Source organism: Gorillibacterium massiliense (assembly GCF_000455485.1).
Lineage (GTDB): Bacteria > Bacillota > Bacilli > Paenibacillales > NBRC-103111 > Gorillibacterium > Gorillibacterium massiliense.
Map to the genome: position 1 here is coordinate 50,004 of NZ_CBQR020000025.1, position 26,240 is coordinate 76,243.

Consider the following 26,240-nt stretch of genomic DNA (forward strand, 5'->3'; position numbering starts at 1 on the left):
GCTGGCGCCCTCTTTGGTTTGCTTTTTCCGGATGGATAACTGACAATAATGAGGGAAGATAACCCGACCGCTAGGAGGATCCGCATGAAAATTGAAGTATGGTCTGATTATTTATGTCCGTTCTGCTATATCGGCAAAAGAAGGCTGGAACAGGCGCTGGAGCAATTTCCTCATCGCGATAAAGTCCAGCTGATTTTCCGCAGCTTCGAATTGAATCCTGATGCGCCGGTAGAAACCAACCAAAACATGGAGCAGTTGCTCGCTCAGAAATATGGCATAACCCTGGAACAGGCGAAAGCAAACAATGATCAGTTGGCCTTGCAAGCAAAAACAGTCGGCCTCGATTTTCGTTTTGAGACCTATATCCCGACAAATTCCTTTGACGCTCATCGGCTAACCCATTTTGCTGCCGTTCACGGCAAAGAGCAGGCGATGTCCGAGCGATTGTTCCAATCGGTCTTTACGGATTCCGGCAACATCGGCGACCGTGGTTACTTAGCCGATCTTGCGAAGGAAATCGGCTTGAATGGGGAGGAAGCGGCAGCCGCTCTCGCAGAAGGACGTTATGGGGACAATGTTCGAGCGGAGGAAAAGGAAGGGGAAACGCTGGGCATTCGCGGCGTTCCGTTCTATGTGTTTAACCGCAAATATGCAGTATCAGGCGCCCAATCCAGCGAGGTGTTTCTCAACGCCTTGAACAAGGCCTGGGAGGATGAAAACCCGCTCGTCCTTGTCCATGAGGAAACGTCCGGAGGTATTTGCACGGATGAGGCCTGCAAGCTTCCGGAAGAGTAGGGTCTTACAATCCGGATATAAAAAATCGCGGCTCAAGCGTTGATGACGTTGGAGTCGCGATTTATGTTTTCGGGCGAATGTGATAGACGCAGCTGCGGCCTCCTTTGGCCAAACATTCGCTGCGGTTTACCTCGGCATCGAGAAGGGATTCAAACAGCTGCAGCTCGCAGCGGCACGCCTGTTCATAATGATTGGCGATTTGCGAGATGGGGCAGTTGATTTCCGTCATGGTGAAGCCTTCAGCGGTTTTGTCCCAATTCGCCATATAGCCGTTGTCATTTTGGATACCCGTAAGTTTGGCAACCCTCTGTTCTAAAAGCTCCTCTTGACGAATCTCTTCATATTTATGGTACAGGCTGGTTTTTCGCCGCTCGAACAACCGATCGATCATCTCTTCACCGGTTTCCTGGACAAGCTCCTTCAGCAGATCGAGTGTGAGGGTATGATAATTTTTCGGAAAAAGATTTTCCGCCACTTCCGTTGAACGGTAAACGGCTGTCGGCCGTCCCATCGCTTGATGCATCCGCTCAGAGTCGATAAGTCCGTCCTTCTCCAACGATTGTAAATGCCGCCGTACAGCCATATTGGTTATGCCAATCTGCTTGGTGATGTCGCTGGCGCTAAGCGGCCCCTTGGTTTTGATCAGTGTAAGGACAATATAGCGAGTGGAGAGTTCATCTGATTCCTTCATCATATCACTATCACCTCAATGTTCACCGAATGGGACCCTGAATCGCAGCCCTTGGCAGCAGGATCATTTGCGCTAATTTAAAGAAGCGGCAGGGGATAGATCATCCCGCTGCCGCTTCCCGTGGGCGTGAGAGATTATTTCGCTGCTTCGTAGCGTTTGCCTACTTCATCCCAATTTACAACACTCCAGAATGCGGCGATGTAATCGGGGCGTTTGTTTTGGTACTTCAGGTAGTAAGCATGCTCCCAAACGTCCAGACCGAGGATCGGCGTAGCGCCTTCCATAAGCGGGCTGTCCTGGTTAGGCGTGCTGGTAACGGAGAGCTTGCCGTCTTTTACGGAGAGCCATGCCCAGCCGCTGCCAAAACGGGTCGTTGCGGCCTTGGCGAAATCTTCTTTGAACTTGGCTAAGCCGCCCAGTTCGCTGTCAATGGCAGATGCCAAAGCACCGGTAGGCTCGCCGCCGCCGTTCGGGCCGATGACTTCCCAGAACAGGCTGTGGTTGGCGTGGCCGCCTCCGTTGTTGCGGACTGCGGTACGGATGCCTTCCGGCACGCTGTTCAAGTCGGCGATGAGCGCTTCAACGCTTTTGCCTTGCAATTCTGGCGCGTTTTCCAAAGCGGCATTCAGGTTGTTCACGTAAGTGGCGTGGTGACGGTCATGGTGAATTTCCATGGTCAGCGCGTCGATATGCGGTTCCAAAGCGTTCTTTTCATAAGGCAATGCTGGAAGTTGATGGGACATTATTGAAGACCTCCTGAATATGTATTGGATTGGGTTATCTTGGTACTATTCTAACCTACTTTGCCAACATATTCAACATATATGTATAAAAAGTATGAAATATTTTTTTCTTCTATTTGTCATTTGTCTTTTTGGCTATACCAATTTTTTACCTATCCATTTTGCGAGCGATTTGTTAAAATAAGCGAGGAACCTTAGCCGAATTTCCATAATATGCATACTCTGATTATCGTTGTTATAGATGAGGTGCGTGACGTGCGGAGAGAAGGTTTATAGAGATGGATAGAGATCGGAAAGGGATGAGTGGGGTGTCAATCCTCAAAAGAATTGTGAGCAAGTGGTTCTTCCTGTTCACAGTTATTTTGCTGTTAAAGGGAGCATTGGCTTGGTTTGTCGTGTTTGACAACGGAGCTTCCTACATGACTTTGGTGACGGAGATTCCGTTCTTGTGGATCGTTTTCTGCTTGATTGAGTGGTTTGCGCGGAAACGGAAGCTGCTTTACTACAATATCGTAAACTTGCTGTTTACTCTGCTTTATTTTACGGTACTTATGTATTACAAATACTACGGCATCATCGTTACCTATCATGCCTTAAGCCAAGCCGATAAAGTAACGAAGGTAGGAGAAAGCACCTATTCACTCCTTGACCCCTACTATTTGCTTATCTTTGTCGATATCATCATCTTCGCTGCCATACTGGTTTGGGCGCGGATTAAAAAAGATCACCGTCTTCTGCAGGTTAAGCCGCTGCGCAAATCTGTTGTTACATTCCTGTTTGTCCTTTCCATCGTTCTTTGCTTGTTCAACGTGCTGCCGAACCGTGCCAGCATGAACGAGAATAAGAAAGCCGAAGAGATGGGGATTCTGAATTATGAAGCCTACACCATCTTCAGCGACAGCAAAGGCGATGATCCGGTCGTAGAAATGAAGGATATCACCCAGGACGCCATCAATAATCTGAAGGGTGTTCAAAAGGTTGAGAATCCGAAGTATTTCGGCGCGGCAAAAGGGAAGAATGTCATCATTATTCAGATGGAATCGATGCAGAACTTCCTGATTGGCTTGACCGTTAATGGCCAAGTCATCACTCCGAATATGAATAAACTGGCGGCCGAGAACTTCCATTATAACCGTTTCTACACGATGGTCGGCCAAGGCACCACTTCCGATGCGGAATATGTGGTGAACACATCACTGTATGTTCCGAAGCACGAAGCTGCAACGGATCACACCGTGGAAAAGGCACTGCCCAGCTTGCCCAAGCTGATGAGTGCAAACGGTTATACTACGGCCACTTTCCATACCAATGCTGTTGAGTTCTGGAACCGATCCGAGTTGTATACAGCCGTCGGTTGGGATAAATTCTATGACCAAACTTTCTTCGGTGATGAAGATCATATTGCTTTCGGTGCGTCTGACGAAGTGCTGTATACCAAGACTCTTCCAGAATTGGTGAAAATGGATCAAGAGGATCGTCCATTCTACGCTCAAGTCATTTCCATGAGCTCTCACCACCCGTTCCATATCCCGGACAGCAAAGTCCGGATTGAGCTGCCGAAGGAGTTTGACAACACGCTGGTCGGCAATTATATCAAAGCGCAGAACTATTCGGATTATGCCTTGGGAAAATTCATCGACGATTTGAAATCCTCCGGTCTTTGGGATGACAGCATCGTATTGCTTTACGGCGATCATCAAGGCTTGCCGCTCTACTCCTTAGACAAAAACGAAAAACAATTGATGGATGAGATGCTGGGACACGAATACGGCTACACGGATATGTTCAACATTCCGCTGGTGCTGCACATACCTGGGGTTACTTATCCAGCGGAGCTTGAGCAAACGGGCGGGCAAATCGATATTCTCCCGACGGTTGCAAACCTGGTCGGCGCATCCCTGGACAATCAAATTCATTTCGGCGAAGACCTGCTGAATCAAAGCACCAACCTGCTGCCGATGCGTCACTTCCTGCCATCTGGATCCTTCCTGTCGGATACGGAATTGTTCTTGCCGGGAATCGACTTTTCTGACGGCTCCCACTATCCGCTGCATGCATCCTCATCTGATACCGGTACCCTGAACCCGGCCAACGAGGATGAGTACAACCGGATGCTGAAGTTGTTGAACCTGTCGGACAGCTATGTCAAGCAGCTTCCTGATAAAACCACATCTAAATAACCCTAAAAGACCAAAAGAGCCGGCACCCTTCAACCAGGGAGCCGGCTCTTTTTACTCGTGCCCAATATGCTGTAGCGTTTGCAGGAAAATTTGCTCGATATGGGCGTCATCCAGGGAATAATATACGGTCTTCCCTTGTTTGCGCCTTTTGACGATCCGCATGTTGCGCAAAAACCGCAATTGATGGGAAACTGCGGACTGTCCCATATCCAAGAGTACCGTAATATCATGAACACACAGCTCATTGCGCAGCAAGACATCGACGATGCGGATCCGTGTAGGATCGCTGAAAGCCTTGAACCAGTCCGCCATTTGTTCTGCTGCTTTATCTGCGATCATGCCGGATTTGATTAAGCTTAAATTCGCTTCTGAGCCGGAACAAGTGGAATCGCACTCTTCTGTAGCCTGAATCGGCCGCATATTCATCACCGCCTGAATTAAGAAACTACTTCCATTATACCCAAACTGCTCAAAAAGCGGAATGTTTCGCTTCCAATGATTGACGAAAGGGCGAGCTGTTGAATATAATGGAGTTGTAAGAACATATGAGTAACTGTTCATATATTGAATTGAATCATCGCGAGGTGAAGGTTTATGAGCGTTCCCCAATCCGTAAAAAAAGAATATCTCCTCGAAGGGCTCGATTGCGCCAATTGCGCTATGAAGATTGAGCAAGGAGTAAAAAAGATTCCCGGTGTTTCCGAATGTTCGGTCAACTTCATGACGAAAACATTAATGGTGAAAACGGAGGATCCAACGGCGGATGCCGTCTTTTCGGAAGCGAAGAAAAAAGTGAAGGCATTGGAATCCCATATTCGCGTGGAAGAGATCATTCCGCGAGGTGCGAGAAGCAGCCACTCTGAACCGGGGGAAGCGGGTAGCCATCATTCGGATCACCACGAGCACGAGCACTCCCAAGAGCATGACCATGGGCAACAAGGACACAGCCACGAACATGGAGGCGAGGGTGGAGGGCTTCGGGTTAATCTGATCCGGTTGGTTGCCTCTACAGGACTTACGGCTGCCGCTATGTTTGCAGGATTTTCTCTATGGATAGAGCTGGGGATTTTCGTGATAGCCTACCTGTTTGCAGGCGGAGACATTTTGCTCCGGGCAGCAAAAAATATAAGGCATGGCCAAATTTTTGACGAGAATTTCCTCATGGTCGTCGCAACCGTAGGCGCTTTGGCCGTAGGCCAGTATCCGGAAGCGGTAGCCGTAATGTTGTTTTATCAAGTCGGCGAGATGTTCCAGGATATGGCGGTAAACCGTTCCCGGCGTTCGATCAAATCTCTTCTCAATATACGGCCGGATTACGCTAACTTGAAAATCGGCGACGAAACGAAAAAGGTATCGCCGGAAGCTGTACAAGTGGGGGACGTCATTCTTGTGAAGCCTGGGGAGAAGGTGCCGCTGGATGGCATCGTTTTGAGCGGATCTTCGCAGGTGGATACGTCCGCCTTGACCGGCGAGTCGATGCCCCGAGAAGTGGAGGCAGGAGGAGAAGTGCTTGGCGGCTTTGTAAATAAAAACGGGCTGTTGACGGTGCAAGTGTCGAAACCCTTTGGTGAATCGACCGTCGCCAAGATTCTCGATCTAGTGCAAAACGCCAGCAGCAAAAAAGCGCAAACCGAAAATTTCATCACCCGATTCGCTCGCTATTATACGCCTTCCGTCGTCATCGCTGCTGTTCTTTTGGCCGTCATCCCGCCTCTCGTCGTACCGGATGCTGCCTTTTCCGATTGGGTATACCGGGCGCTAACTTTTCTGGTTATTTCTTGCCCATGCGCATTGGTGATCTCCATACCTTTAGGTTTTTTCGGAGGCATTGGCGCCGCATCGAGAGCCGGGATCCTGGTAAAAGGCAGTAACTATTTGGAAGCCTTGAACGATGTCAAATATGTCGTATTCGATAAAACGGGCACCTTGACCAAGGGAACGTTTCGGGTGACCGCCGTTCACCCGGCAAGTGATTTCACAAGAGAAGATTTGATGCGATACGCTGCCCATGCTGAGTTTCACTCCAGCCATCCGATCGCCGAATCCATTCGCGCAGCGTATAACGGGGAGTGGAAAGTCGGAGACTTGACCGATTACGATGAACAATTCGGTTACGGCATTCAGGTTTCATTCGAAGGGAAAAAGGTGCTGGCAGGCAACAGCCGTTTGATGCAGCGGGAGGGAATCCACTGTGTTGAGTCAGAAGCGGTAGGAACCGTTGTCTACCTTGCCGTCGATGGCACCTTCGCCGGATCGATTGATATCTCAGATGAAATCAAGGAAGACTCAGTGGAAGCGATCCGTAAGCTGAAAAGGTTGGGAATCAAGAAAACCATCATGCTTACTGGAGATGCTGCAAAAGTCGGGAACGCAGTAGGCGCTGAGCTTGGAATGGATGAGGTTCATGCGGAACTGCTTCCGGAGGGGAAAGTGGAGCGGATTGAAGAATGGGATCGAAAAAAATCCCGGAAGGAAAAAATCGCTTTTGTCGGTGACGGGATTAACGATACCCCGGTGCTTGCCCGGGCGGATATCGGCATAGCAATGGGTGGCCTCGGCTCAGACGCCGCAATCGAGGCGGCAGATATTGTCATCATGACCGATGAGCCGTCACGTTTGCCTACAGCAATTCAAATTGCCAAAAGAACACGGCGGATTGTCTGGCAAAATATTATCTTTGCTCTCGGCGTCAAAGGATTTTTCTTGCTCCTTTCGGCTCTTGGCTTTGCGACCATGTGGGAGGCTGTTTTCTCTGACGTAGGCGTCACCGTTTTGGCGGTTTTGAATGCCATGCGTATATTGCGCAGGAATGAGTAGGGTGATAGACTAATATCATATAAATGTCCAGTCTTTTGCGGATTGGACATTTTTTGTTTCTGTTTTCCTACTCTCGAATCTCGGAGGCCGGTCGTGTGAAGACGTTTCTGCAGTTGAACACTATTTTTCTCAGTATGGTCATGGAGGCCATCCCATTTGTTTTGGTTGGCGTAGTGATCGCCGGCGTCATCCAAATGTTTATTACGGAGCGATGGATCGCCCGCATTATGCCTAAAAACCGTGTCGCCGCGACGGTGTTGGGCTGCAGCGTTGGTGTCTTATTCCCCTCTTGCGAGTGCGGCATTGTTCCGATTACCCGCAGGCTGCTGAACAAGGGAGTTCCCCTACACGCAGGGATCGCCTTTATGCTTACAGGTCCGATCATTAATCCCATCGTCCTTTTTGCTACGTATATCGCTTTCGGCAACGATTGGCGGATGGTCGGCATTCGCTCATTCATGTCCATCGGCGTCGCCTTTTGTACGGCGTTGGTGCTGAGTTTTGTTTATCCCGAGCCACCCTTTCGGGTTCAGGAGAGTACGGCCCGGTTGGAAGCTGCTGCAACAGCGGAGACGATGCCTCAACCGCAACTCAGACGCTCTGTTGCATCTCAAATCAGCGGTGTCTTAAGCCATGCTGTAGAGGAGTTCTTTTCTGTAGGGAAATATCTGGTTATAGGTGCTTTCATAGCTGCATCCATGCAGACATTCATTCCAACCGCTACTTTACTGAAGCTGGGCGGAAGCCCGCTCACTGCTTCGCTGGTCATGATTGTGCTTGCTTTTACCATGTCCCTGTGCTCGGAGGCTGACGCGTTTATCGCTTCTTCCTTCCGCAGCACGTTCACAACTGGGGCGCTGTCGGCTTTTCTCGTCTTTGGTCCGATGATCGATATTAAAAATACATTGATGCTACTGGGGACATTCCGCGGCAAGTTCGTTGCCTTGCTCATCGCGCTGGTTACCATCTTCACGCTGCTCGGAGCTTCCATTGTCGGGAGGTTGTTCGGATGATCCGCTTCATGATTTTGACGGGCTATGTGCTGCTGTTTTCCTATTTGCAGACAAGCGGTAATTTGAATAAGTACATCAACACTAAATACTCGTATTTGACGGTCATCGCCATCGTGTTCTTATCCATTCTTTGCTTGGTGGAATTCATGAAAGCATACCGCAAGGAAGTGGCGCTGGAAAAAGCGAAAAAAATGCGGCAGGAGATGAGCCTCGCCCATGAGCATGATCACAAACATTCGCACGAGCATGGCCACGAACACCACCATGACCATGACCACCATGGGCATTCCCATGATCACGCCGGTCACGAAGATCATGACCATTTTGGTCATGACCACTCCCATGGCAATGAAAAGCGCTGGCAACGAGTGATCGTATACGTGATCCTGCTGGTACCCGTTGCGACCGGGCTTTTCTTTCCGGTGCAAACCCTCGATTCCAGCTTTGTCAAAGCCAAGGGCTTTTCATTTCCGACGTTTGTCGGTACGGAGGATCCCGGAAACCATCAGTTTCTCAAGCCGGATACCAGTGTTTTTTACGGAAAAGAGAATTATTCCAAGGTTCAAAAAAAGGAGCTGGCGGAGTTTATCGACCGGGATAATATCCAATTGAATGACAAGGATTATTTAAAAGGGATGGAAGTCATCTATAACTTCCCTGGAGAATTCATGGACAAGACTATCGGATTCGACGGCTTTGCATACAAGGGCGAGCAGGTGGACGGAAACCATTATTTTATTTTCCGCTTCGGATTTATCCATTGTGTTGCAGACTCGGGTGTCTTCGGCATGCTTGTGGATTTCCCGGCCAATCTCAACCTGGAAAACGATCAATGGATTCACGTCTCCGGCAAGCTGACCTGGGAGATGTATCAGCCTTTCAAGCAGACGATTCCTGTGCTCGAAGTGAAAGATTGGAACCGGATTGAGACACCGGAAGACCCCTACGTTGACCGCCAGTAACGACAAAAATGGATCAATCGTTCCACAATAGCTAAAAAATGTTAAGGCATAATTTGCTAAAATGGATTACAATACCAGTATGACATTTGACCGAGGGGAAATAGGAGCGATTATTGCACATGGCTGAACTGTCAAAATGGCTGGAAAATGTAGACTTTTCAAAACCTTTTAGCGGAAAGGATGCTGAGTGGATTCACAAGGAATTGAAATCAACGCTGCCTGCTGATTATCTCGAACTAATTTCAAGCCTGATAACGAAAGACGAAGGAGCCCGGCAGGGTTGCCTTGCCTTATGGTTGTGCAACATGCTGTCAAGTCATTTTGAAGACCTGATCGGAGCTGAATGTGCGCCATGTCTCGTTATATATAACTCGGACGGTCCTATGGATTTGTATTCCATGGAATCACGAACTGATGGGGTTGCGGTTGTCAGAACACCCCTGATCCAAAATCATTAAAGAAGGGGAGTTGACAAATCCTCCTCTGTGTATTATTTTAAATTTAAGATAATTGATTTTAAAACAGTTGACGAGGAGGTGAAGGAGATGACAGATAATCGGGAACAAGGCGAAGAGCTTTCCTTGCATTTGTTGGTCGTGCTGTCCAAAGCGTATAAAACCATTATGGACCGGGCAGTCAAGGATATGAAGCGACACGGCTTGTCACCCTCCGAGTTTACCATGCTGGAAGTGTTGTATAACAAAGGCAGAATCCCCTTGCAGCAGATCGGAGAAAAGGTTCTGGTAACAAGCGGCAGTGTAACCTACAACATCGACAAGCTGGAGAAGAAGGGTTATCTGAAACGAGTCCCTTGCGAAGACGACCGTCGGGTTATTTATGCGGAGATCACCTCTGAAGGTAGAGTTTGGTTTGACCGGGTTTTTCCCCAGCATGCGGAAGTCATTCATGCATCAATGGGGGCTTTGGCGGATGAGGAGAAGACAGCCTTAATTGAGGGGCTTAAGAAATTGGGCAAGGGAGCCGCGGCTCAATAGATTTTCTTCCGGCCAATATCTTAATATTAAGACATTTAAAATAAAGATAGTAGTTAGGCAAGTCATTTTGCGATTTGTTCATTTTTAAAATATGAGGAAAACTAAATGAACTTAAAAAAGGAGAGAATTCAAATGACACTGCAAACATCGGGAATCCACCATATTACTGCTTTTGCCCGCAATCCCCAGGAAAATGTAGACTTCTATGCCGGCGTCTTAGGCTTACGGCTGGTGAAGAAAACGATAAATTTTGATGCGCCAGAAGTGTATCACCTTTATTTCGGCAATGAAGCCGGGAGTCCCGGCACCATTATCACCTTCTTCCCATGGCCGGAATCGCGCAAAGGAAGGATCGGCGGCGGCCAAGTGGGAACAACAACGTATGTCGTGCCGGAGGGAGCTCTTGAGTATTGGGAAAACCGGCTGGAGTCCTTTTCCATTCTTGTCGATAAGAGCGAACGTTTCGGCGAAACCTATCTGCAGTTCCGCGACAATGAAGGGTTGCAGCTGGAGCTTGTGGCTCGGGCGGAAGGGGCAAACAGCGGCTGGAGCTTCGGCGGCATCCCTCTGGACAAAGCGATAAAAGGCTTTGGCGGCGCGGTTTTATACAGCGTGAATCCGGAAAAAACGGCCCATGTACTGGAGCATGTGCTTGGGATGAAGAAGACAGAGGAAGACGGGGGTTACCTTCGCTTTTTGACGGATGGGGATATCGGCAATCGTATCGACCTCAGGTTGGCCGCTTTGCCATGGGGCGGAGGCGGAGCAGGGACGGTTCATCACATTGCTTGGCGGGCAAAAGATTTCCAAGAGCACGCACAGTGGCAGTCGTTCGTCTCGGAAGAGGGGTATCAACCCACAACGATTATCGATCGGCAATACTTTAACGCGGTATATTTCCGGGAACCCGGCGGCATCTTGTTTGAAATCGCCACAGACCCTCCAGGATTCGCAAGAGACGAAGCAGCTGATGCATTGGGAGAGAAATTGATGCTGCCGGCATGGTACGAACCCCAGCGTGCGCAAATTGAGGCGAACCTGCTGCCCATTGAGGTGCGGGAAGTGAAGGGGGGACGGTTGTGAAGCATATTTTTAAACAGGGCAGCGACCTGTCGGCGCCAGTATTGGTACTCTTTCACGGAACAGGTGGAACGGAAACGGATCTGCTGCCCATCGCCAGGATGGTCTCTCCAGGCTCCTCTGTGCTCTCCCTGAGAGGGAACGTATTGGAAAATGGCATGCCCCGTTTTTTCAGAAGGTTAGAGGAGGGAGTGTTCGACGAAGTTGATCTGGTATTTCGCACCGAGGAGATCAAGGATTTTTTGGATGATGCGGCGGTGCAATACGGCTTCGATCGTGAAAACCTGATCGCCATCGGTTATTCCAACGGCGCCAATATGGCAGGCAGCTTGCTTTTTCACCATCCTGGAGTATTGAGGGGCGCGCTGCTGCATCACCCCATGGTTCCCCGCCGGGGGATTCAACTGCCAGATTTGACCGGGTTGAAGGTGTTTATTGGAGCGGGTACCAATGATCCGATCTGTCCGGCGGAAGAAACGAATGAGCTTGCCGGTTTGTTATCAGATGCGGGAGCCGATGTTGATATTCATTGGGAGCGGTTTGGCCACCAATTGACTTCTTCAGAACTTGAGGCAGCGGTTGATTGGTTTAAACTCACGTATATCGACTAAAGGTTGACCACGGATCAACGCGGTTCCGGCTTCGTTACCCGCTCCATATCCGATAGCAGCCGAAATGCATCCTCGTTGCATGAGCCGCACATTTCTTCAGCGGGCTGCAGGCTGCCACAAACCAGGGGACGCTCCGGTTTGCCAAACAGCCGGCAAGCGTTATCGGGCGTGAGTTGAGCGCAACGTATACCTGCGGGTTTGCCATAGGGCATATCGGGTATGGGCGAAGTGATGGAGATGACAATACAGCAAGCGGCGCAACCGATCCGGCATTCCATGCGCAATCCCTCCAAGTGATGCGGATAGAAGATTACCCCCGGCTTTCTGGCCGGGGATTCTTTTTTTCACTAAAATGAAAAATTTGATCGGTTTTTGCTGAAACTTTGGGACGAGTTGCTTCGTAGTAGATATGTCCATAAGAAAACCTCTATCGAGGCTTTATAAAGATGAGCGACCGCGTTTCAGAGGTGAATGTTTTGTACTTGAGCACTTTAGCAAACATAAACATTCTGTAACGATAAAAAAACCGTCAGCTGCTAGGCTAACGGATGCTTGTTGTGCAAGATTGTGATAGTGATCGATTGTCAAAAAAAAATTTGACGGCCGAAAATGACTGTGGTAGAATAACGAACACATTTATATACTATAATAATACCTAAACATACCACAAGATTTAACTTTTGTCAAACATCGAGGGGGCGGAGAATGAGCAGCGAAAACTACGCGGAACTTGAGAAAGCTGAGCAGTTTCATGAAACGACGAATCTTAACGATACGATGATTCCGCCAGGGGTGGCGGTCAGCGATCCAGTTCGCATGTACTTGAAGGAAATTGGCCGTGTGCCGTTGCTTACGGCGGAGGAAGAGATCGAGCTGGCCAAGCGCTCGGAACAAGGCGACGAAGCCGCTCAACGGCGATTGGCGGAAGCGAACTTGCGCCTTGTCGTCAGTATCGCAAGAAGGTATGTAGGCCGCGGAATGCCTTTTCTGGATCTGATTCAGGAAGGAAACATGGGCCTCATGAAGGCCGTAGAGAAGTTTGATTACACCAAGGGCTTCAAATTCAGCACCTATGCAACCTGGTGGATTCGCCAAGCCATCACCCGAGCGATTGCCGATCAGGCTCGCACCATCCGGATTCCCGTTCATATGGTCGAAACGATCAACAAGTTGACCCGGATTTCCCGCCAGTTGCATCAAACTTTGGGCAGAGAGCCTTCTCCCGAAGAGATTGCTAAAGAGATGGATATCAGCACAGAGAAAGTACTTGAAATCATGAAGGCTTCTCAAGAGCCGGTATCTTTGGAAACCCCGGTGGGTGAAGAGCACGATTCCAATTTGGGAGACTTTATCGAAGATGAGGATGTCGTCTCGCCGGGAGATGCCGCCGATTATCAAATGCTGAAAGAGCAAGTGGAGGACGTGCTAGACTCTCTTACCGAGAGAGAAGAAAACGTGCTTCGGCTTCGTTTCGGTCTTCAGGACGGCAGAACCCGAACCCTGGAGGAAGTTGGCAAAGTATTCGGCGTAACACGGGAGCGAATTCGGCAAATCGAAGCGAAGGCGTTGCGCAAGCTGAGGCATCCGAGCCGTAGCAAACGGCTGAAGGATTTTCTGGAGTAAATGGAATCAATGAGACTCCGGCAGGAGAGAAATCTACCCTCTCCTGCCGGAGTTTTTTAATGCCAGAAGTTCTCAATTTGTAACTATCGGCCTCCAAGCCTAAAGGGTACAATGAAATGGGATTAGCTGCTTGCTAAGAATTAGCCATTCAAAGGAGGAAGAGAAACGAATGGGCGCATTGGGGAAACTGCCAAGAAAATCACCGGAAGAGTTAGGCTTGTCATCGCTAGCCGTATCCGCGTTTCTTCATGAATTGCAAACGAAGGAACTGGAACTGCACAGCTTCATGCTGCTGCGCCATGGGGCGGTTGCGGCGGAAGGTTGGTGGGCTCCTTATGAGCATGATTTGCCGCATATGCTGTTTTCCTTGAGCAAAAGCTTTACCTCTACCGCAGTGGGTTTGGCTATCTCGGAAGGGTTCATGACACTGGACAGCAAAGTGGTGTCGTTTTTTCCGGAGGAGACACCGGCCGACGCTTCGGAATATTTGCGGAGCATGACTGTTCATCATCTGCTGACGATGGGTACCGGACAAGAGGATGATCCCTTAACCCGCATTGACGCTGACGACAATTGGGTGCGCCTGTTTATGCGGACGCCCGTTATCCATGAGCCTGGAACTGTGTTCCTATATAATAGTGGAGCTACCTATATTCTCTCGGCAATCTTGCAAAAAGTAACGGGGCAGAAGCTGCTCGATTATTTGCAACCTCGGATAATGGAACCACTCGGCATAAGCGGTGCGATGTGGGAATCCTGTCCGAAGGGCATCCATTGCGGTGGATTTGGTCTCAATCTCAAAACGGAAGACATCGCCAAGTTCGGTCAGCTTTATCTGCAAAAAGGGTTATGGAACGGACAGCGCCTGATTCCGGAGGAATGGGTGGAAAAAGCTTCGTCGAAGCAAATCTCCAACGACAACGGCGAAAAAGACTGGGGCTGTGGTTACGGCTATCAATTTTGGCGATGTAAGCCTGTTGGCGTTTATCGTGGAGACGGAGCATTCGGCCAGTATTGCATCGTGATGCCGGAGCAAGATGCGGTTTTAGCGGTAACCTCGGCTGTCGGAGACATGCAAATTTTATTGGACGTGGTCTGGACTCATCTTTTACCGGCTTTTTCACCGGGCAGGCTTGAGCCGAACGAACAGGAAACGGAAGTTCTACGGGAGAAATTACAGAGTTTACGGCTTTTCCCTCCCTGTACGGAGGATTACTCCCCGCTAGAGAAGGATCTCTTATCCGTCAGTTATTCATTCGTTGCCAATCCTTTTCAAATCGGGGCATTATCCCTCTCATTTGAAGATGAGGCGGTTGCCTGCCGCATATCGCAGGGCGAGGCAGCAACGGAGTTTCGTTTTGGCCGAGGCAAGTGGCTCGAAGGAACAACAAGCCTAATCCGGAAGTTCCCGGAAAAGACGATGTCCGCCTGCACTTGGGAGACGCCTGACACCTTGCTGCTTGTGATTCGGTTGATTGAAACCCCATTCTATTATTCGATAAAATGCCGGTTCGGCGATGAACCCTTTAGCATCGATGTAAAGGTGAATGTTGCCTTCGGTCCGACCGATTGGGTGAACATTCCGGTGCAGGCCGCGGGGGAGACAGGATGACGTTCCATACGTTCCATCTTTCCGGCGGATGGGAGGAATTGCTGCATCCAGAAATGGAGAGACCTTATTTTCGGAGCTTAATGGACAGGCTGGCCGATGAATACCGGGAGCATACGGTATATCCTCCAAAGGAGCGGATTTTTTGCGGCTCTCCATGCTATCCCCTATGATGCGGTCAAAATCGTCATTTTGGGACAAGATCCTTATCACGGTCCGGGACAAGCCAACGGATTGGCCTTTTCCGTGAATCCCGGAGTCAAGCTTCCTCCTTCGCTCAAAAACATTTTTAAAGAGCTGCATAATGACCTAGGCTGCGATATTCCTGCTGATGGCAATCTGGAATTCTGGGCGAAGCAGGGCGTGCTGCTGCTCAACACGGTGCTTACCGTCCGGGCAGGCGAGGCTCATTCCCATAAAAAATGGGGGTGGGAGACGTTTACCGACGCCATTATCTCACTTCTGAACAGCAGGGAGCAGCCGGTTATCTTTCTATTGTGGGGACGACCTGCCCAGGAGAAAGAAAAGCTCATTGACGCTTCCCGCCATTTCATCATTCGCGCCGCTCATCCTAGTCCGTTGTCGGCGTATAACGGCTTTTTCGGCAGCCGCCCGTTTTCCGCAGCCAATGAAAGACTGCGTTCCATCGGGCAAAAGGAAATCGAGTGGCAGATGCCCGTTACTGGTTTGGAATAGCTTGTCGAAATGGGCAAGCTATTCACGAAATCGCCACATTTATCTTGACAAGAAGATGGATTCCGCTAAGATTAGAACCATTGGACCGTCTTTGCGTTCAATAGAGAAAAAAGAGATGTGGGGTGAAGCGAGTGGAGAATACTGTAGGAAAGACCGGACTGTCCCCGGATTTGTCCGGAGTTAAACGAGGACCGATCGTTGCCAGCCTGATCATCGGCGCATTCGTATCGATCCTGAACGAGACGCTGCTGAACATCGCCTTTCCTGACATCATGAAGGAATTTGGCATTGCGGAAAACAGCGTGCAATGGCTCGCTACCGTCTACATGCTGGTCATCGGTGTGCTTGTTCCGGTAACGGCGCTCTTGCAGCAATGGTTTTCAACGAGACAGATGTTTCTGACGGCGATGTCCTTCTTCCTCGTGGGTACTGTTGTCTGCGGCTTGGCACCGTCCTTTGCTGTTTTGCTGGTTGGTCGCATCATCCAGGCACTGGGAACGGGGCTCTTGATTCCCGTCTTGATGAATACGATCTTAATTATCTTCCCGCCGGAAAAGCGGGGAGCGGCCATGGGCATGATCGGGCTCGTTATCATGACCGGACCGGCCATCGGGCCGACGCTGTCCGGTCTTATCGTGGATTCTCTTGACTGGCGTTGGTTGTTCTATCTTGTTGTGCCGCTCGCGTTGTTTTCGGTTATTTTTGCGGCGATTTATTTGCGCAATGTCTCTCATCTGACCAAGCCGCGGGTGGATGTCCTATCCATTATCCTTTCTACTATCGGCTTCGGCGGAATCGTGTACGGTTTCAGCAACACGGCCAAATACAACTGGTCAAGCCCGGAAGTGTATTCCTTTCTGATCGTAGGCGGCATCGCGCTTGTTTTATTTGTCTGGCGCCAATTGGTGATGAAGGAGCCGCTTTTGGAGCTTCGGGTGTTCAAATATCCGATGTTCTCTTTAACGGCTGTACTGCTTTTAATCATGATGATGTCGCTTTTCTCGATGAATATCCTCGTGCCGTTGTATCTGCAAAATGCCATCATGCTCTCCGCTTTCAGCGCAGGATTGATCCTCTTGCCTGGTGGCGTGCTGAACGGGCTGATGTCGCCGATTACCGGCTTGCTGTTTGACAAGTTTGGGCCGCGAGTGCTCGTCCCTACCGGTTTGGTCATCGTTTGTATAGCGATTTATCTGTTTAGCGGGTTGGATGCCAACACTAGCTCGGGAACCATTATCGCGATGCATATCATCATGGTCATCGGCATCGCCATGGTCATGATGCCGGCGCAAACGACGGGGCTGAACCAACTGCCCAGTCATCTGTATCCGCATGGTACGGCTGTGCTCAACACGCTGCAGCAGGTTTCCGGCGCAATCGGTACCGCGCTGTTCGTCAGCATCATGAGTTCGTCCGCCAAATCGTATCTGGCGCAATCGGCCAACCCGATGGCGCCGGAGGAAGCGGTGAACGGCTTGGTGCAAGGGGTACAGACCTCCTTTACCGTGGCACTTGTCTTCGGCTTTGCAGCGCTCGTCTGCGGCTTCTTCCTGAAGCGTACGAAAGCGCCTGAAGGTAATCCGCAAATATCCATGCATTAAAGTTCAATAAAAAGACCTGGACGAAATTCGTCCAGGTCTTTTTGTTATGAGAGTAGGGAGGGGCTCAGTTTGCAGCCACCCGATCGTTCAGCCAATCGAGCATATAGGCGATCACAGCCGCACGGCCCGTATCGTTATGGATCTCATGCTTATAACCTGGCCACTCCATGAATTCGCAATGAATTCCCGCTCCTTCGGCGAACCTTTTGCTTGCGGGAAGAGAGGTGACCGGATCAGAACCTCCGTGCATCAGCAGTAGCGGAACGGTGAGCTCGGAGGAGTGGGCAAGAGCCCATGCGCCTGCCTGCCTTACGGCAAAATAGAATCCGGCTGTTATCACATTGTGGTAAAGGGGGTCGTCCAACAATTTCCGGATCATCACCGGATCTGACGTTAAGTCCTCGGCTCGCAACGTCTGTTTGATGCTGAAGCCGGGATAAACCTTTTCCATCAGCCACCCGGCAGCGGTTTGTATAACGGGTGGATTGAAGGCAAGCTCCAACCATGGCCCCGTCACCAGAGCTCCGGCTATATCGGGTTTGCGCCTAAGCAAATAATTAAGCGTTACGTTTCCGCCCATACTGTGCCCATAGAGAAAGAAGGGGAGATTCGGATAACGAATTCGTTGCTCCCAGACAAGCATGTCGATGCCTATTAGCAGCGCTTCATAGGAAGGGGTGTGCCCACGTTTTCCTCCTGTTTGCCCGTGCCCCCGTTGATCGAAGGAAAGTACAGCATAGCCTTTTGCCGCAAAAGCCTCAGCGACATGAACATACCGCCCGGCATGCTCACCCATTCCATGTACAAGGCCAATGACACCCTTCATCCGTTTCTCATCGATGGGCAGCCAGCCACAGGCGTACATCTTGGTTCTGTCGGTCAGATCCCATTTCCATTCTTCAAACCGCCAATTTCCATTTGTCATATGATCCCCGCTTACCGCTTATTTTTTCGGTCTCGCAAAGCGTCCGACGATTTCGCTTGAATTTACGACATTCATGAATGCATTAGGGTCGACTTCCAGGATGGCCTTGCGTAAGGCTGTCAGCTCGTAGCGGGTTGTTACCGTCATCAGCATGCTGTTATGTTCATCACTGTAGCCGCCTTTCGTTTCCATGCAGGTAATGCCGTGGGGAAGCTGTCTGAGCTGCTTGAGCATTCGGTCCGTTTCTTTGGTTATGATGAAACAGGTGACTTTTACATGTCCCACGTGAATCATATCGACGACTTTTCCCTTCACGAAGGTGGACAGCATGGAGTATAGCGCCAAATCCCAATTTTTCGTGAAGCCAAGCACCAGGATAACGAGGCCGTTTAAAATAAACAAAAGGGTACCCATCGGGAAGTCTCGGGTACGGGTGACGATGGAGCCGATGATATCAAATCCGCCGGTTGATCCGCCGACGCGTAGTGCGATACCGATACCCACGGCACTGATGATTCCCCCGGCAACCGATGACATGATCGGATCTTTGGATATTTGAACGATGGGAACAACTTCAAGAAGCCAAACGGTGAACAGAATACACAGCAGGCTTAAGACGATATATTTGCGGCCGACGATTTTCCAGCCCCAGATGACAAGGGGGATATTGAGCGCAAAATAGAGAAAAGAAATCTTCATGTTCGTTACATAACCGATAATGGAAGTGACGCCGGTTACACCGCCGGAAAGCAGTTGATGCGGGACGAGAAAGAAATTGAGCCCGATTGCAAGGAGCAGGGAGGAGAGAAACATGATGCCAACCTCCCACAAGGATCTGACAAGAAAGGCTGGACGCAAGAGAGAGGCGGATTGAAGCGGCTTCATGGATATGTACCTTCTTTTCATTTGGTAAATGAGCTGCGAGTTATTATTTTCCATGGCAATCATAAATATTTATCGGCATGATTGCTATGACTAATCTCACCGGAGATATAGGTCATAAGCTTTTTCCCATTATCATGATACAATTGGGAACACGCAGAGTCCAGTCGGCCAGACAAGCTGATCGGGCTTTTTCTTGTTTGGGATGAATTTATGATTCTCAGGTATAGGCTCGACCAGAAAAATGGTTTAGAAAAAGGCGGAACCTAACGGATCCGCCTTTTCCTCTTTAATAGAATCCGCTGAAAGATACAAGAACGATCACGAGCAGAATAAAGAGAACGAGAATAAATGCGGCGGATGATGATGATTTGTGTTCTGTTTCTACAACTCCCATAAGTCTCACCCCTTTCGAAATCCCTGAAATAGTATATGCGGACAGAAAAAAGGGGTTTGGAGATCGTGCTGGACTAAGCATAAATGAGGATTTGGCCTATAGGCAAAACTGTTTCTCTAGACTCACATAAATAGTGAGAGGTATGATGATCAAGTATTCTTTTTATGGGGGAGTTAGTATAGTGTCCGAATACGAGAGTATAAAAGAAGGCGAAAGAGGGGCATGGATCAGCATCCTTGCCTATGTTTTTCTGGCTGGAATTAAGTTGATGATCAGTTGGAGTGCCGGTTCGGATGCGCTGCGGGCGGACGGACTCAATAACGCGACGGATATCGTCGCCTCCGCAGCTGTACTGATCGGCTTGAAAATATCCCGCCGTCCTCCTGACCATGACCACCAGTACGGCCATTTTCGGGCTGAGACTGTGGCGGCTCTCATTGCATCTCTAATCATGACCGGGGTTGGCCTGCAGGTGCTGTTCAGTACGATTCAAAAAATCATCAACCCGATGGATGCTGCTCCTGATATGATAGCGGCGTGGACAGCTGTCGGGTGTGCCGTCATCATGCTTGCGGTATACCGGTATAACCATCGTTTGGCGCTGAAAATCAACAGCAAAGCGCTGATGGCTGCAGCTAAAGACAACCGCTCCGACGCCTATGTAAGCATCGGGGCTTTTGCGGGGATAGTCGGCGCTCAGTTAGGGATTCCGCTTTTGGATCCCATCGCTGCGATCATAGTCGGCGCACTTATTCTTAAGACGGCATGGGATATATTTCGGGAAGCGACCCATTCCTTGACAGATGGTTTTGACGAAGAGATGATCGTGGCTTTTCAGGAAACCGTGAATAAAACACCGGGTGTCGAGCAGGTCAAAGACATTCGTGCCCGCTTTCAGGGCAATCACGTGTTTGTCGATCTGACCGTTTATGTCGATCAGGACTTAAGCGTCAAGGAAAGCCACATGATCAGCGACGCCATTGAAACGCGGCTTTTTAAAAATCATAAAATCCGCCATGTTCACGTTCATATTGAACCCTTTATTAAAGAGAACTCGCTTCCTTCTCCATCCTCATCGGCGTGAAGGAAAAATCCCTCATATCGCGAATGAATTTAGGATGTATCTTTCGGGTCTTAAGCGATATTGGAGGTTTATCCCAGGATGATTGCCGCTAGGTGGAACAAATGGAAGCTGTTTCGGATCTGCTTGGTTATATTATTCCTCATTTTTTTCATGCAGCAAGTAACGAATTATCTATCTTATGACGCAAGGGGACCGTCGGCTTTTATCGTAGAAGCGCTGCAAAGGTGGGGACTGGAAGCCGAATTTACCCAAATGATATTGTGGTATGTGGTTCAGATCGCCTTTACATACTTGTTATTGAAGGGAATCTTTCGCAAACCGCTGACTGAACTGGGATTCAACCTCCGCAGTTTCACTAGCAGCTTACGGTTTATTTTCGCCTTTATCATACTGTACCCTATCTTGTATATGGGAATTGGAAAACTGCTCATTGACATGGGGGCGAATGGATTCACAGCCGGGCTTGGAACTGTGAGCCGATTGTATCTGATTAAAGAGTTCATGTGCTACGGTTTGCTGCCGGGAACAGGTGAGGAACCCTTTTTTCGTGTGTTTGTCATTCAGCTTTTGTTTCTCGCTTTTGGGAATGGGGATCATCATGAACCAGTTGAGCGGAAGACGAAGGGCGTGCTCATTCTTTTGTCCAGCATCTTCTTTTCCATCGGGCACATTTTTATATCCTGGGCTCCATTCAGCCTTCACTACGATCCTCTCCAGCTTGCCCTTGCATTTGGGCTTGGCATCATCTATAGCATCATGTATTTAAGGACCAAAAGTATATTGGCTCCCGTGGTCTGCCATAATTTTTCGGATTTGTTTTATCGGTTGGCGATCCGGTTTATTTTGTGATATCGTTAAAGATCAGTCAGAAAGGCGATGAAAACCGTGAAAGAAAGATTGGATAAACTCAATACTCTTCTTAAGGTCGAAGCTTTGGATGTTGCCTTTATCACTTCACCCAAGCTGGTTTACTATTTTACGGGCTTTTACTCGGACCCTCACGAGCGCTTTATGGCGCTTGTATGTCCACGCGGCGAGGAGCCGTTTCTCCTGGTTCCGGTGTTGGATTATGAAAAAGCGGTGCGTGTGTCCGGCGTGAGCCGAATTTATTCTCACGAGGATACGGATAATCCATACGAGGTTCTGCGCGGTCTCTTAAAGGGTACATACGTCCGGGCTGGCATTCAGGCGGAGCATTTGAACGTGAACCGCTATCATGGTTTGATGGAAGCGACAGGGGCAAAGGATTTTGTCGGAATGGACGGGAAACTGGCGGATATTCGCGTAATCAAGAGCGAGGATGAGGTCGTCGCTATCAAAAAAGCGATCGTTTGCATCGAAGATGCGCTGCGTTCCACCTTATCCATCGTGAAACCGGGCATAACCGAGCTGGATATCGTAGCAGAGCTGGAGTACCGGATGAAGAAGCTCGGCGCAGAAGGGCCATCTTTTGACACGATGGTATTGGCTGGTGAAAAAACCGGGCTTCCCCACGGTATTCCGGGCTATGAATTGGTCCGGGAAGGGGAGCTGCTGCTGTTCGATTGCGGGGTATTCGTTGACGGTTATGCATCAGACATCACCCGAACCTTCGCTGTCGGCGAAGTGAATGACAAGACAAAGGAAATTTACAACATCGTACTGCAAGCGAATGAGGCGATGATTCAGGCGGTGCGTCCTGGCGTAACCCTGGGCAGTCTGGATCTGGCGGCGCGCCAAGTTATTATCGACCATGGATATGGCGAATATTTCAATCACCGGGCCGGGCACGGATTCGGTATGGAGATTCACGAATATCCTTCGATTCATGGTAAAAATCAGGATCTGGTCCGGGAGGGCATGGTATTCACAGCGGAACCTGGCATCTACATCTCCGGCTTGGGCGGCGTGCGCATTGAGGACAATGTGCGGGTCACCGCAAACGGTGTAGAAGTGCTGACGACTTTCTCAAAGGAATTGACGGTCATCGGCGTTTGATCGGTTATTGCGAATAGGGAGGCCTGCATGAGTATGCGGGCCTTTTTTTGCGTGCCGCCTAGGCCGTGAGTCGGACAGTTTAACATAAGAAACGACAAAAATTGACATGTCCTTAACAAATTCATGCAAAAATGAAAGGAGCGTACAAGGAACGGATCTTTAACGAAAATCAAAAGAGATGAAATTGCATAGAAGTAGGTGTACAAATGCAAGCCCGGATCAACAGCCAGCTATTTTCTTTTATCGGGAGCCATCCGCTGCAATCTTATTTAAAGCATTTAAACGACCGAAGAAAACAGGAAGTTTTGTATTACCGCAGGTTGAAGGAATTGCAAAAAATAATGAAAACCGATGCATTGAATACCTTTTTTCAGCCTATTCTTCGTCTGGATTCCGGGGAAACCATGGCATATGAAGCCTTGAACCGTCCAGCTCGCACCCCGCTATTCCCGAATACGGAGCATTTTTACGATTTTGTCGGCCAGACGAATCAAGTTTTTCTATTTGAATGCTACTGCCGCAATATCTCCCTCAAGCGGTTTATCGAACGTTATCAACCCCAAGCTCACGATAGAGCGTCGTTGCTTTTTATAAACATTCATCCCCAGGTCTTGCTCGACTCCACTTATCATAGCGGAGAAACCCTCCATCTTCTTTCACGGCTCGGGATCGCACCGGAACAAGTGGTTTTTGAGTTGACGGAAAAAACAGCCGTTACCGACTTTAAGCTATTCGAAAAGGTTCTTTCCAATTACCGTTCACAAGGCTTTCGCATTGCCATTGATGATGTAGGCTCCGGATACAACAGTTTGAAAACGTTAATCTATTTGAAGCCCGAATTCGTTAAGCTGGACATGTCCTTGATCCGCAATATCGACAAAAACCGGGAGCAACAGCAACTAGTGAAGCTGATCATCGAATATTCCAATCATTCCTCGACAGAAATGATAGCTGAAGGGATTGAAACTGTGGAAGAATTATCCTATATTCGTGAACATGGGGTACAATACGGACAGGGGTATATTTTGGGCAAGCCCCAGGAAGAAATCATTCCTGGACGTATGTGTTTATAATTTTCAGGAAGAAGATGGATCTGATGCCGGCCTATATTGGTGACATTGTTGAGCTTGCACCTTGTATTCCTCAATATGCATTAAGCAGAGCCGTAGACAAGATGTTTAGCGAGAACAAAAAGATACAAGGGATCGTGGTCGTCAATCAGGACGCGCCGATTTCCCTGATCACACGGACTTTTTTTTATCAAAAGATGGGCTCCTTATACGGGTATAATCTGTACATGGGCAGGTCCATTGAACTCATCGGGAATAAGGAAACGCTCATCGTCGACTATTTCCAATCCATTACGGAAGTAAGCAAGCTGGCTATGGATCGGGATGAAGAGCATCGGTATGATTATGTCATCGTGACAAAAGAAAACAAGTATGTCGGCATTGTTAGCATTCAAACGCTGCTTATGAAGCTGGTCGAGGTGCAAGTGGAATTTGCCAGTTTCTTGAATCCCCTCACCCGTCTGCCGGGTAATCACATCATTGACGAGATGCTGAACGAGATCTTGCACAAGGAACGGTTCAGCGTATTATATTTTGATTTGAATTACTTTAAAGCCTATAACGATACATACGGTTTCAAAAAAGGAGACGATCTCCTGCAAGCTACCGCCGAGCTGTTGAAAAAAGAAGTGGCGAAGCGAGGTTATTTTCTGGGACATATCGGGGGAGACGATTTTATCGCCGTGCTCGACCATTGCGATATCGCTACCCTTTGCGAAACGATACTTGAGGAATTCGATAATATGGTAGAAGGGTTTTATCATAGCGAACATATCCGCCAGCAATATGTCATCGCGGAAAATCGCCAAGGGGTGAAGGAGAAGATCGCCTTGGTCTCCTTATCCATCGCGGTGGTGACTAACGTTGACAGAACGTTTGCAAACGTGGAAGAGCTTGTGGAATACGCGGCTCTGGTCAAAAAAAGCTGCAAAAAGAACAAAGGAAGCTGCTATTTGGTTAATGCATAGAAGAGGCCTTGCTGGTGCTAAAGCGGGTCTCTTTTTCGTTAAAATGGTATTTTATAGTATGATAGAGATGTTGAGATTTTTAGGAAACGAGGGTCGAAGGATGACCGTAACGATTCAACAAGTAGTGGACAAGCTGATCGAACCGGTTGGCCGCCTGGAGATGACGGTGGATAAGCTGGAGCCGGGGAATCCGGAAACGGAAGTGTCCGGAGTAGGCGTGACTTTTCTTTTAACGCAAGAGGTGCTGGAAGATGCGATCAAGCTAGGCATAAATTTGATCATTTCTCATGAGGGACCTTTTTACAGCCATCACGATCAAAAGGATGCTCTTGCGCAGAACGCCGTTTATTTGGAAAAGCGCCGTCTTCTGGAGGAAAGCGGCATTGCCGTTTTCCGCTGCCATGATTATGTTCACCGGTATAAGCCGGACGGCATTACACAAGGTTTGGTGGAGGCGCTCCAGTGGCAATCTAATATTGAGGAGATCCTTCCAGCAGCCACGGTTGTAAGCTTGCCGCCAATGACGGTGGAAGAGATCGCCGCATGGGTGAAAAGCAAGCTAGGCGTCCCTTTCGTGCGGGTTACCGGCAACGCTTCCAATCCGGTATCGCGCGTTGGCGTAGCTGTTGGCTACAGGGGCGGCGGGTCGGTGACGATCCCACTTTTTGCTGAAAAAGAGCTGGATCTGATCATTGCAGGGGAGGGGCAGGAGTGGGAAGCTCCCGAATATGTGCGGGATGCGACACATCAAGGCCGGAACAAAACGATGCTGTTTATCGGCCACGGGGCAAGCGAGGAACCGGGCATGGAGCGGTTGGCTGAGTGGCTGCAAGAGGCATTTCCGGCAGTCCCCGTGCATTTTCTGGCGCAGCGTCCGCTTTTTCGCGTGCTGTAATCGGCTTATTCTGTGATCAACTCATAAGGAGGGATTCGTCATGTCCAATTATATTGCGCTTCTTAGGGGAATCAACGTCGGCGGCAACACCCGGATGAAAATGGCGGAGCTTAAGCTTATGATGGAACAGCTCGGTCTTAGTCAGGTGCAAACCTATATCCAAAGCGGTAACGTTGTTTTTCAATCGGAGGAAGAGGAAGAACCGCTGCGCACCAAGCTGGAGCAAGGGATTGCAGCTACCTTTGGGATGTCGGTATCCGTCGTATTGCGCACGGCAGCCGAGTGGGAGCGGATGATGCTGGATTGCCCCTATCTATCGGCAGAAGATTCATCAGCGGATAACGTTCAAGTCGCCCTATTGCCTGTTGAGCCACCTCAAAAAGGAATCGATAAACTCAAAGCCGTTAAAGCGGAGCATGATGACTTTCGGGTAAACGGTAGAGATATATACTTGTTCCTCCCTCAAGGTGTCCGGGATTCCAAGCTGGCCGCCGCTCTATCCAAACTGGGCGTTCCGGCAACGGCGCGCAATTGGAACACTGTCCGCAAACTGGCGGATATGATCAAATCTTTTTAACTAAACATTCTCTTTCGCAACACGTCAGTCTTATTCTACTCTTGAAGTA

At 49.2% G+C, this 26,240-nt stretch carries 25 protein-coding genes and 1 pseudogene; 20 read left to right on the forward strand and 6 right to left on the reverse strand.

Translation table 11 applies throughout. The annotated features are described in order from the left end of the window. Positions 1-84: 84 nt before the first annotated feature. On the forward strand, positions 85-795 hold the full coding sequence (locus TJ79_RS02885) for a DsbA family oxidoreductase (RefSeq protein ID WP_040948783.1): 711 nt from the start codon (positions 85-87) through the stop codon (positions 793-795). A gap of 61 nt (positions 796-856) precedes the next feature. On the opposite strand, the gene TJ79_RS02890 is transcribed toward TJ79_RS02885, so the two are convergent. Together TJ79_RS02890 and TJ79_RS02895 are read right to left on the reverse strand one after the other, a co-directional pair. Further along, positions 857-1,489 carry a helix-turn-helix transcriptional regulator gene (locus TJ79_RS02890; RefSeq protein WP_337588922.1) on the reverse strand — a complete coding sequence of 211 codons (633 nt, stop codon included), beginning with the start codon at positions 1,487-1,489 and terminating at the stop codon, positions 857-859. A 131-nt stretch (positions 1,490-1,620) separates the two neighbouring features. Beyond that, positions 1,621-2,229 carry a superoxide dismutase gene (locus TJ79_RS02895; protein ID WP_040948784.1) on the reverse strand — a complete coding sequence of 203 codons (609 nt, stop codon included), beginning with the start codon at positions 2,227-2,229 and terminating at the stop codon, positions 1,621-1,623. 299 nt (positions 2,230-2,528) lie between these two features. Between TJ79_RS02895 and TJ79_RS02900 the strand changes: the two genes are divergently transcribed. Then, positions 2,529-4,409 carry an LTA synthase family protein gene (locus TJ79_RS02900; RefSeq protein WP_040948820.1) on the forward strand — a complete coding sequence of 627 codons (1,881 nt, stop codon included), beginning with the start codon at positions 2,529-2,531 and terminating at the stop codon, positions 4,407-4,409. Positions 4,410-4,460: 51 nt separating this feature from the next. Here the strand turns inward: TJ79_RS02900 and TJ79_RS02905 are convergent, their stop codons facing one another. After that, on the reverse strand, positions 4,461-4,829 hold the full coding sequence (locus TJ79_RS02905; protein WP_040948785.1) for an ArsR/SmtB family transcription factor: 369 nt from the start codon (positions 4,827-4,829) through the stop codon (positions 4,461-4,463). 174 nt (positions 4,830-5,003) lie between these two features. Between TJ79_RS02905 and TJ79_RS02910 the strand changes: the two genes are divergently transcribed. The 7 genes from TJ79_RS02910 (at position 5,004) to TJ79_RS02940 (ending at position 11,887) form a co-directional block, all read left to right on the forward strand. After that, entirely contained in the window at positions 5,004-7,226 is a 2,223-nt protein-coding gene (locus TJ79_RS02910; RefSeq protein ID WP_040948786.1) for a heavy metal translocating P-type ATPase, read from the forward strand. 95 nt (positions 7,227-7,321) lie between these two features. Next, complete coding sequence (locus TJ79_RS02915; protein ID WP_272944731.1) at positions 7,322-8,239, forward strand: permease; 918 nt, start codon at positions 7,322-7,324, stop codon at positions 8,237-8,239. Continuing rightward, positions 8,236-9,201, forward strand: a complete 966-nt coding sequence (locus TJ79_RS02920; protein ID WP_040948787.1) for a TIGR03943 family putative permease subunit — start codon at positions 8,236-8,238, stop codon at positions 9,199-9,201. Before TJ79_RS02915 ends, TJ79_RS02920 begins: the two co-directional genes overlap by 4 nt. A gap of 119 nt (positions 9,202-9,320) precedes the next feature. After that, entirely contained in the window at positions 9,321-9,659 is a 339-nt protein-coding gene (locus TJ79_RS02925; RefSeq protein WP_040948788.1) for a hypothetical protein, read from the forward strand. Positions 9,660-9,746: 87 nt separating this feature from the next. Then, positions 9,747-10,196, forward strand: a complete 450-nt coding sequence (locus TJ79_RS02930) for a MarR family winged helix-turn-helix transcriptional regulator (RefSeq protein WP_040948789.1) — start codon at positions 9,747-9,749, stop codon at positions 10,194-10,196. A 132-nt stretch (positions 10,197-10,328) separates the two neighbouring features. Further along, positions 10,329-11,279 carry a ring-cleaving dioxygenase gene (locus TJ79_RS02935; protein WP_040948790.1) on the forward strand — a complete coding sequence of 317 codons (951 nt, stop codon included), beginning with the start codon at positions 10,329-10,331 and terminating at the stop codon, positions 11,277-11,279. Next, positions 11,276-11,887 carry an alpha/beta hydrolase gene (locus TJ79_RS02940; protein WP_040948791.1) on the forward strand — a complete coding sequence of 204 codons (612 nt, stop codon included), beginning with the start codon at positions 11,276-11,278 and terminating at the stop codon, positions 11,885-11,887. The genes TJ79_RS02935 and TJ79_RS02940 overlap by 4 nt, the downstream gene beginning before the upstream one ends. Before the next feature lie 14 nt (positions 11,888-11,901). Here the strand turns inward: TJ79_RS02940 and TJ79_RS02945 are convergent, their stop codons facing one another. Continuing rightward, positions 11,902-12,165 carry a hypothetical protein gene (locus TJ79_RS02945; protein ID WP_040948792.1) on the reverse strand — a complete coding sequence of 88 codons (264 nt, stop codon included), beginning with the start codon at positions 12,163-12,165 and terminating at the stop codon, positions 11,902-11,904. A gap of 427 nt (positions 12,166-12,592) precedes the next feature. Between TJ79_RS02945 and rpoD the strand changes: the two genes are divergently transcribed. From rpoD to TJ79_RS02965, 4 genes and pseudogenes are all read left to right on the forward strand, one after another. Beyond that, positions 12,593-13,510 (forward strand): RNA polymerase sigma factor RpoD, encoded by a 918-nt coding sequence (gene rpoD, locus TJ79_RS02950; RefSeq protein ID WP_052339196.1) that lies wholly within the window; start codon positions 12,593-12,595, stop codon positions 13,508-13,510. 169 nt (positions 13,511-13,679) lie between these two features. Beyond that, a complete protein-coding gene (locus tag TJ79_RS02955; protein WP_052339197.1) occupies positions 13,680-15,122 on the forward strand; it encodes a serine hydrolase domain-containing protein in 1,443 nt (480 codons plus the stop codon). Then, positions 15,119-15,815: pseudogene (locus TJ79_RS02960) on the forward strand (uracil-DNA glycosylase). Before TJ79_RS02955 ends, TJ79_RS02960 begins: the two are co-directional and overlap by 4 nt. A 158-nt stretch (positions 15,816-15,973) precedes the next feature. Next, positions 15,974-17,416 (forward strand): DHA2 family efflux MFS transporter permease subunit, encoded by a 1,443-nt coding sequence (locus TJ79_RS02965; RefSeq protein WP_420319368.1) that lies wholly within the window; start codon positions 15,974-15,976, stop codon positions 17,414-17,416. A gap of 64 nt (positions 17,417-17,480) precedes the next feature. Here the strand turns inward: TJ79_RS02965 and TJ79_RS02970 are convergent, their stop codons facing one another. Both TJ79_RS02970 and TJ79_RS02975 read right to left on the reverse strand, forming a co-directional pair. After that, positions 17,481-18,341 (reverse strand): alpha/beta hydrolase, encoded by an 861-nt coding sequence (locus TJ79_RS02970; protein ID WP_040948793.1) that lies wholly within the window; start codon positions 18,339-18,341, stop codon positions 17,481-17,483. An 18-nt stretch (positions 18,342-18,359) separates the two neighbouring features. Continuing rightward, a complete protein-coding gene (locus TJ79_RS02975; RefSeq protein ID WP_081756664.1) occupies positions 18,360-19,226 on the reverse strand; it encodes a YitT family protein in 867 nt (288 codons plus the stop codon). 575 nt (positions 19,227-19,801) lie between these two features. On the opposite strand from TJ79_RS02975, the gene TJ79_RS02980 reads away from it, so the two are divergent. The 7 genes from TJ79_RS02980 to TJ79_RS03010 all read left to right on the forward strand — a co-directional run bounded on the left by TJ79_RS02980 (position 19,802) and on the right by TJ79_RS03010 (position 26,191). Next, on the forward strand, positions 19,802-20,704 hold the full coding sequence (locus TJ79_RS02980; RefSeq protein WP_040948794.1) for a cation diffusion facilitator family transporter: 903 nt from the start codon (positions 19,802-19,804) through the stop codon (positions 20,702-20,704). A 150-nt stretch (positions 20,705-20,854) separates the two neighbouring features. Next, on the forward strand, positions 20,855-21,553 hold the full coding sequence (locus TJ79_RS02985; RefSeq protein ID WP_238322750.1) for a CPBP family intramembrane glutamic endopeptidase: 699 nt from the start codon (positions 20,855-20,857) through the stop codon (positions 21,551-21,553). A 36-nt stretch (positions 21,554-21,589) separates the two neighbouring features. After that, positions 21,590-22,681 (forward strand): M24 family metallopeptidase, encoded by a 1,092-nt coding sequence (locus tag TJ79_RS02990; RefSeq protein ID WP_081756668.1) that lies wholly within the window; start codon positions 21,590-21,592, stop codon positions 22,679-22,681. A gap of 206 nt (positions 22,682-22,887) precedes the next feature. Next, a complete protein-coding gene (locus TJ79_RS02995) occupies positions 22,888-23,754 on the forward strand; it encodes an EAL domain-containing protein (protein ID WP_052339199.1) in 867 nt (288 codons plus the stop codon). Between the two features lie 23 nt (positions 23,755-23,777). Continuing rightward, positions 23,778-24,719 (forward strand): GGDEF domain-containing protein, encoded by a 942-nt coding sequence (locus tag TJ79_RS03000; protein ID WP_040948827.1) that lies wholly within the window; start codon positions 23,778-23,780, stop codon positions 24,717-24,719. Between the two features lie 100 nt (positions 24,720-24,819). Beyond that, positions 24,820-25,614, forward strand: coding sequence for a Nif3-like dinuclear metal center hexameric protein (locus TJ79_RS03005; protein ID WP_040948797.1), 795 nt, complete (start codon positions 24,820-24,822; stop codon positions 25,612-25,614). A 40-nt stretch (positions 25,615-25,654) separates the two neighbouring features. Then, a complete protein-coding gene (locus TJ79_RS03010; RefSeq protein ID WP_040948798.1) occupies positions 25,655-26,191 on the forward strand; it encodes a DUF1697 domain-containing protein in 537 nt (178 codons plus the stop codon). Positions 26,192-26,240 lie beyond the last annotated feature (49 nt).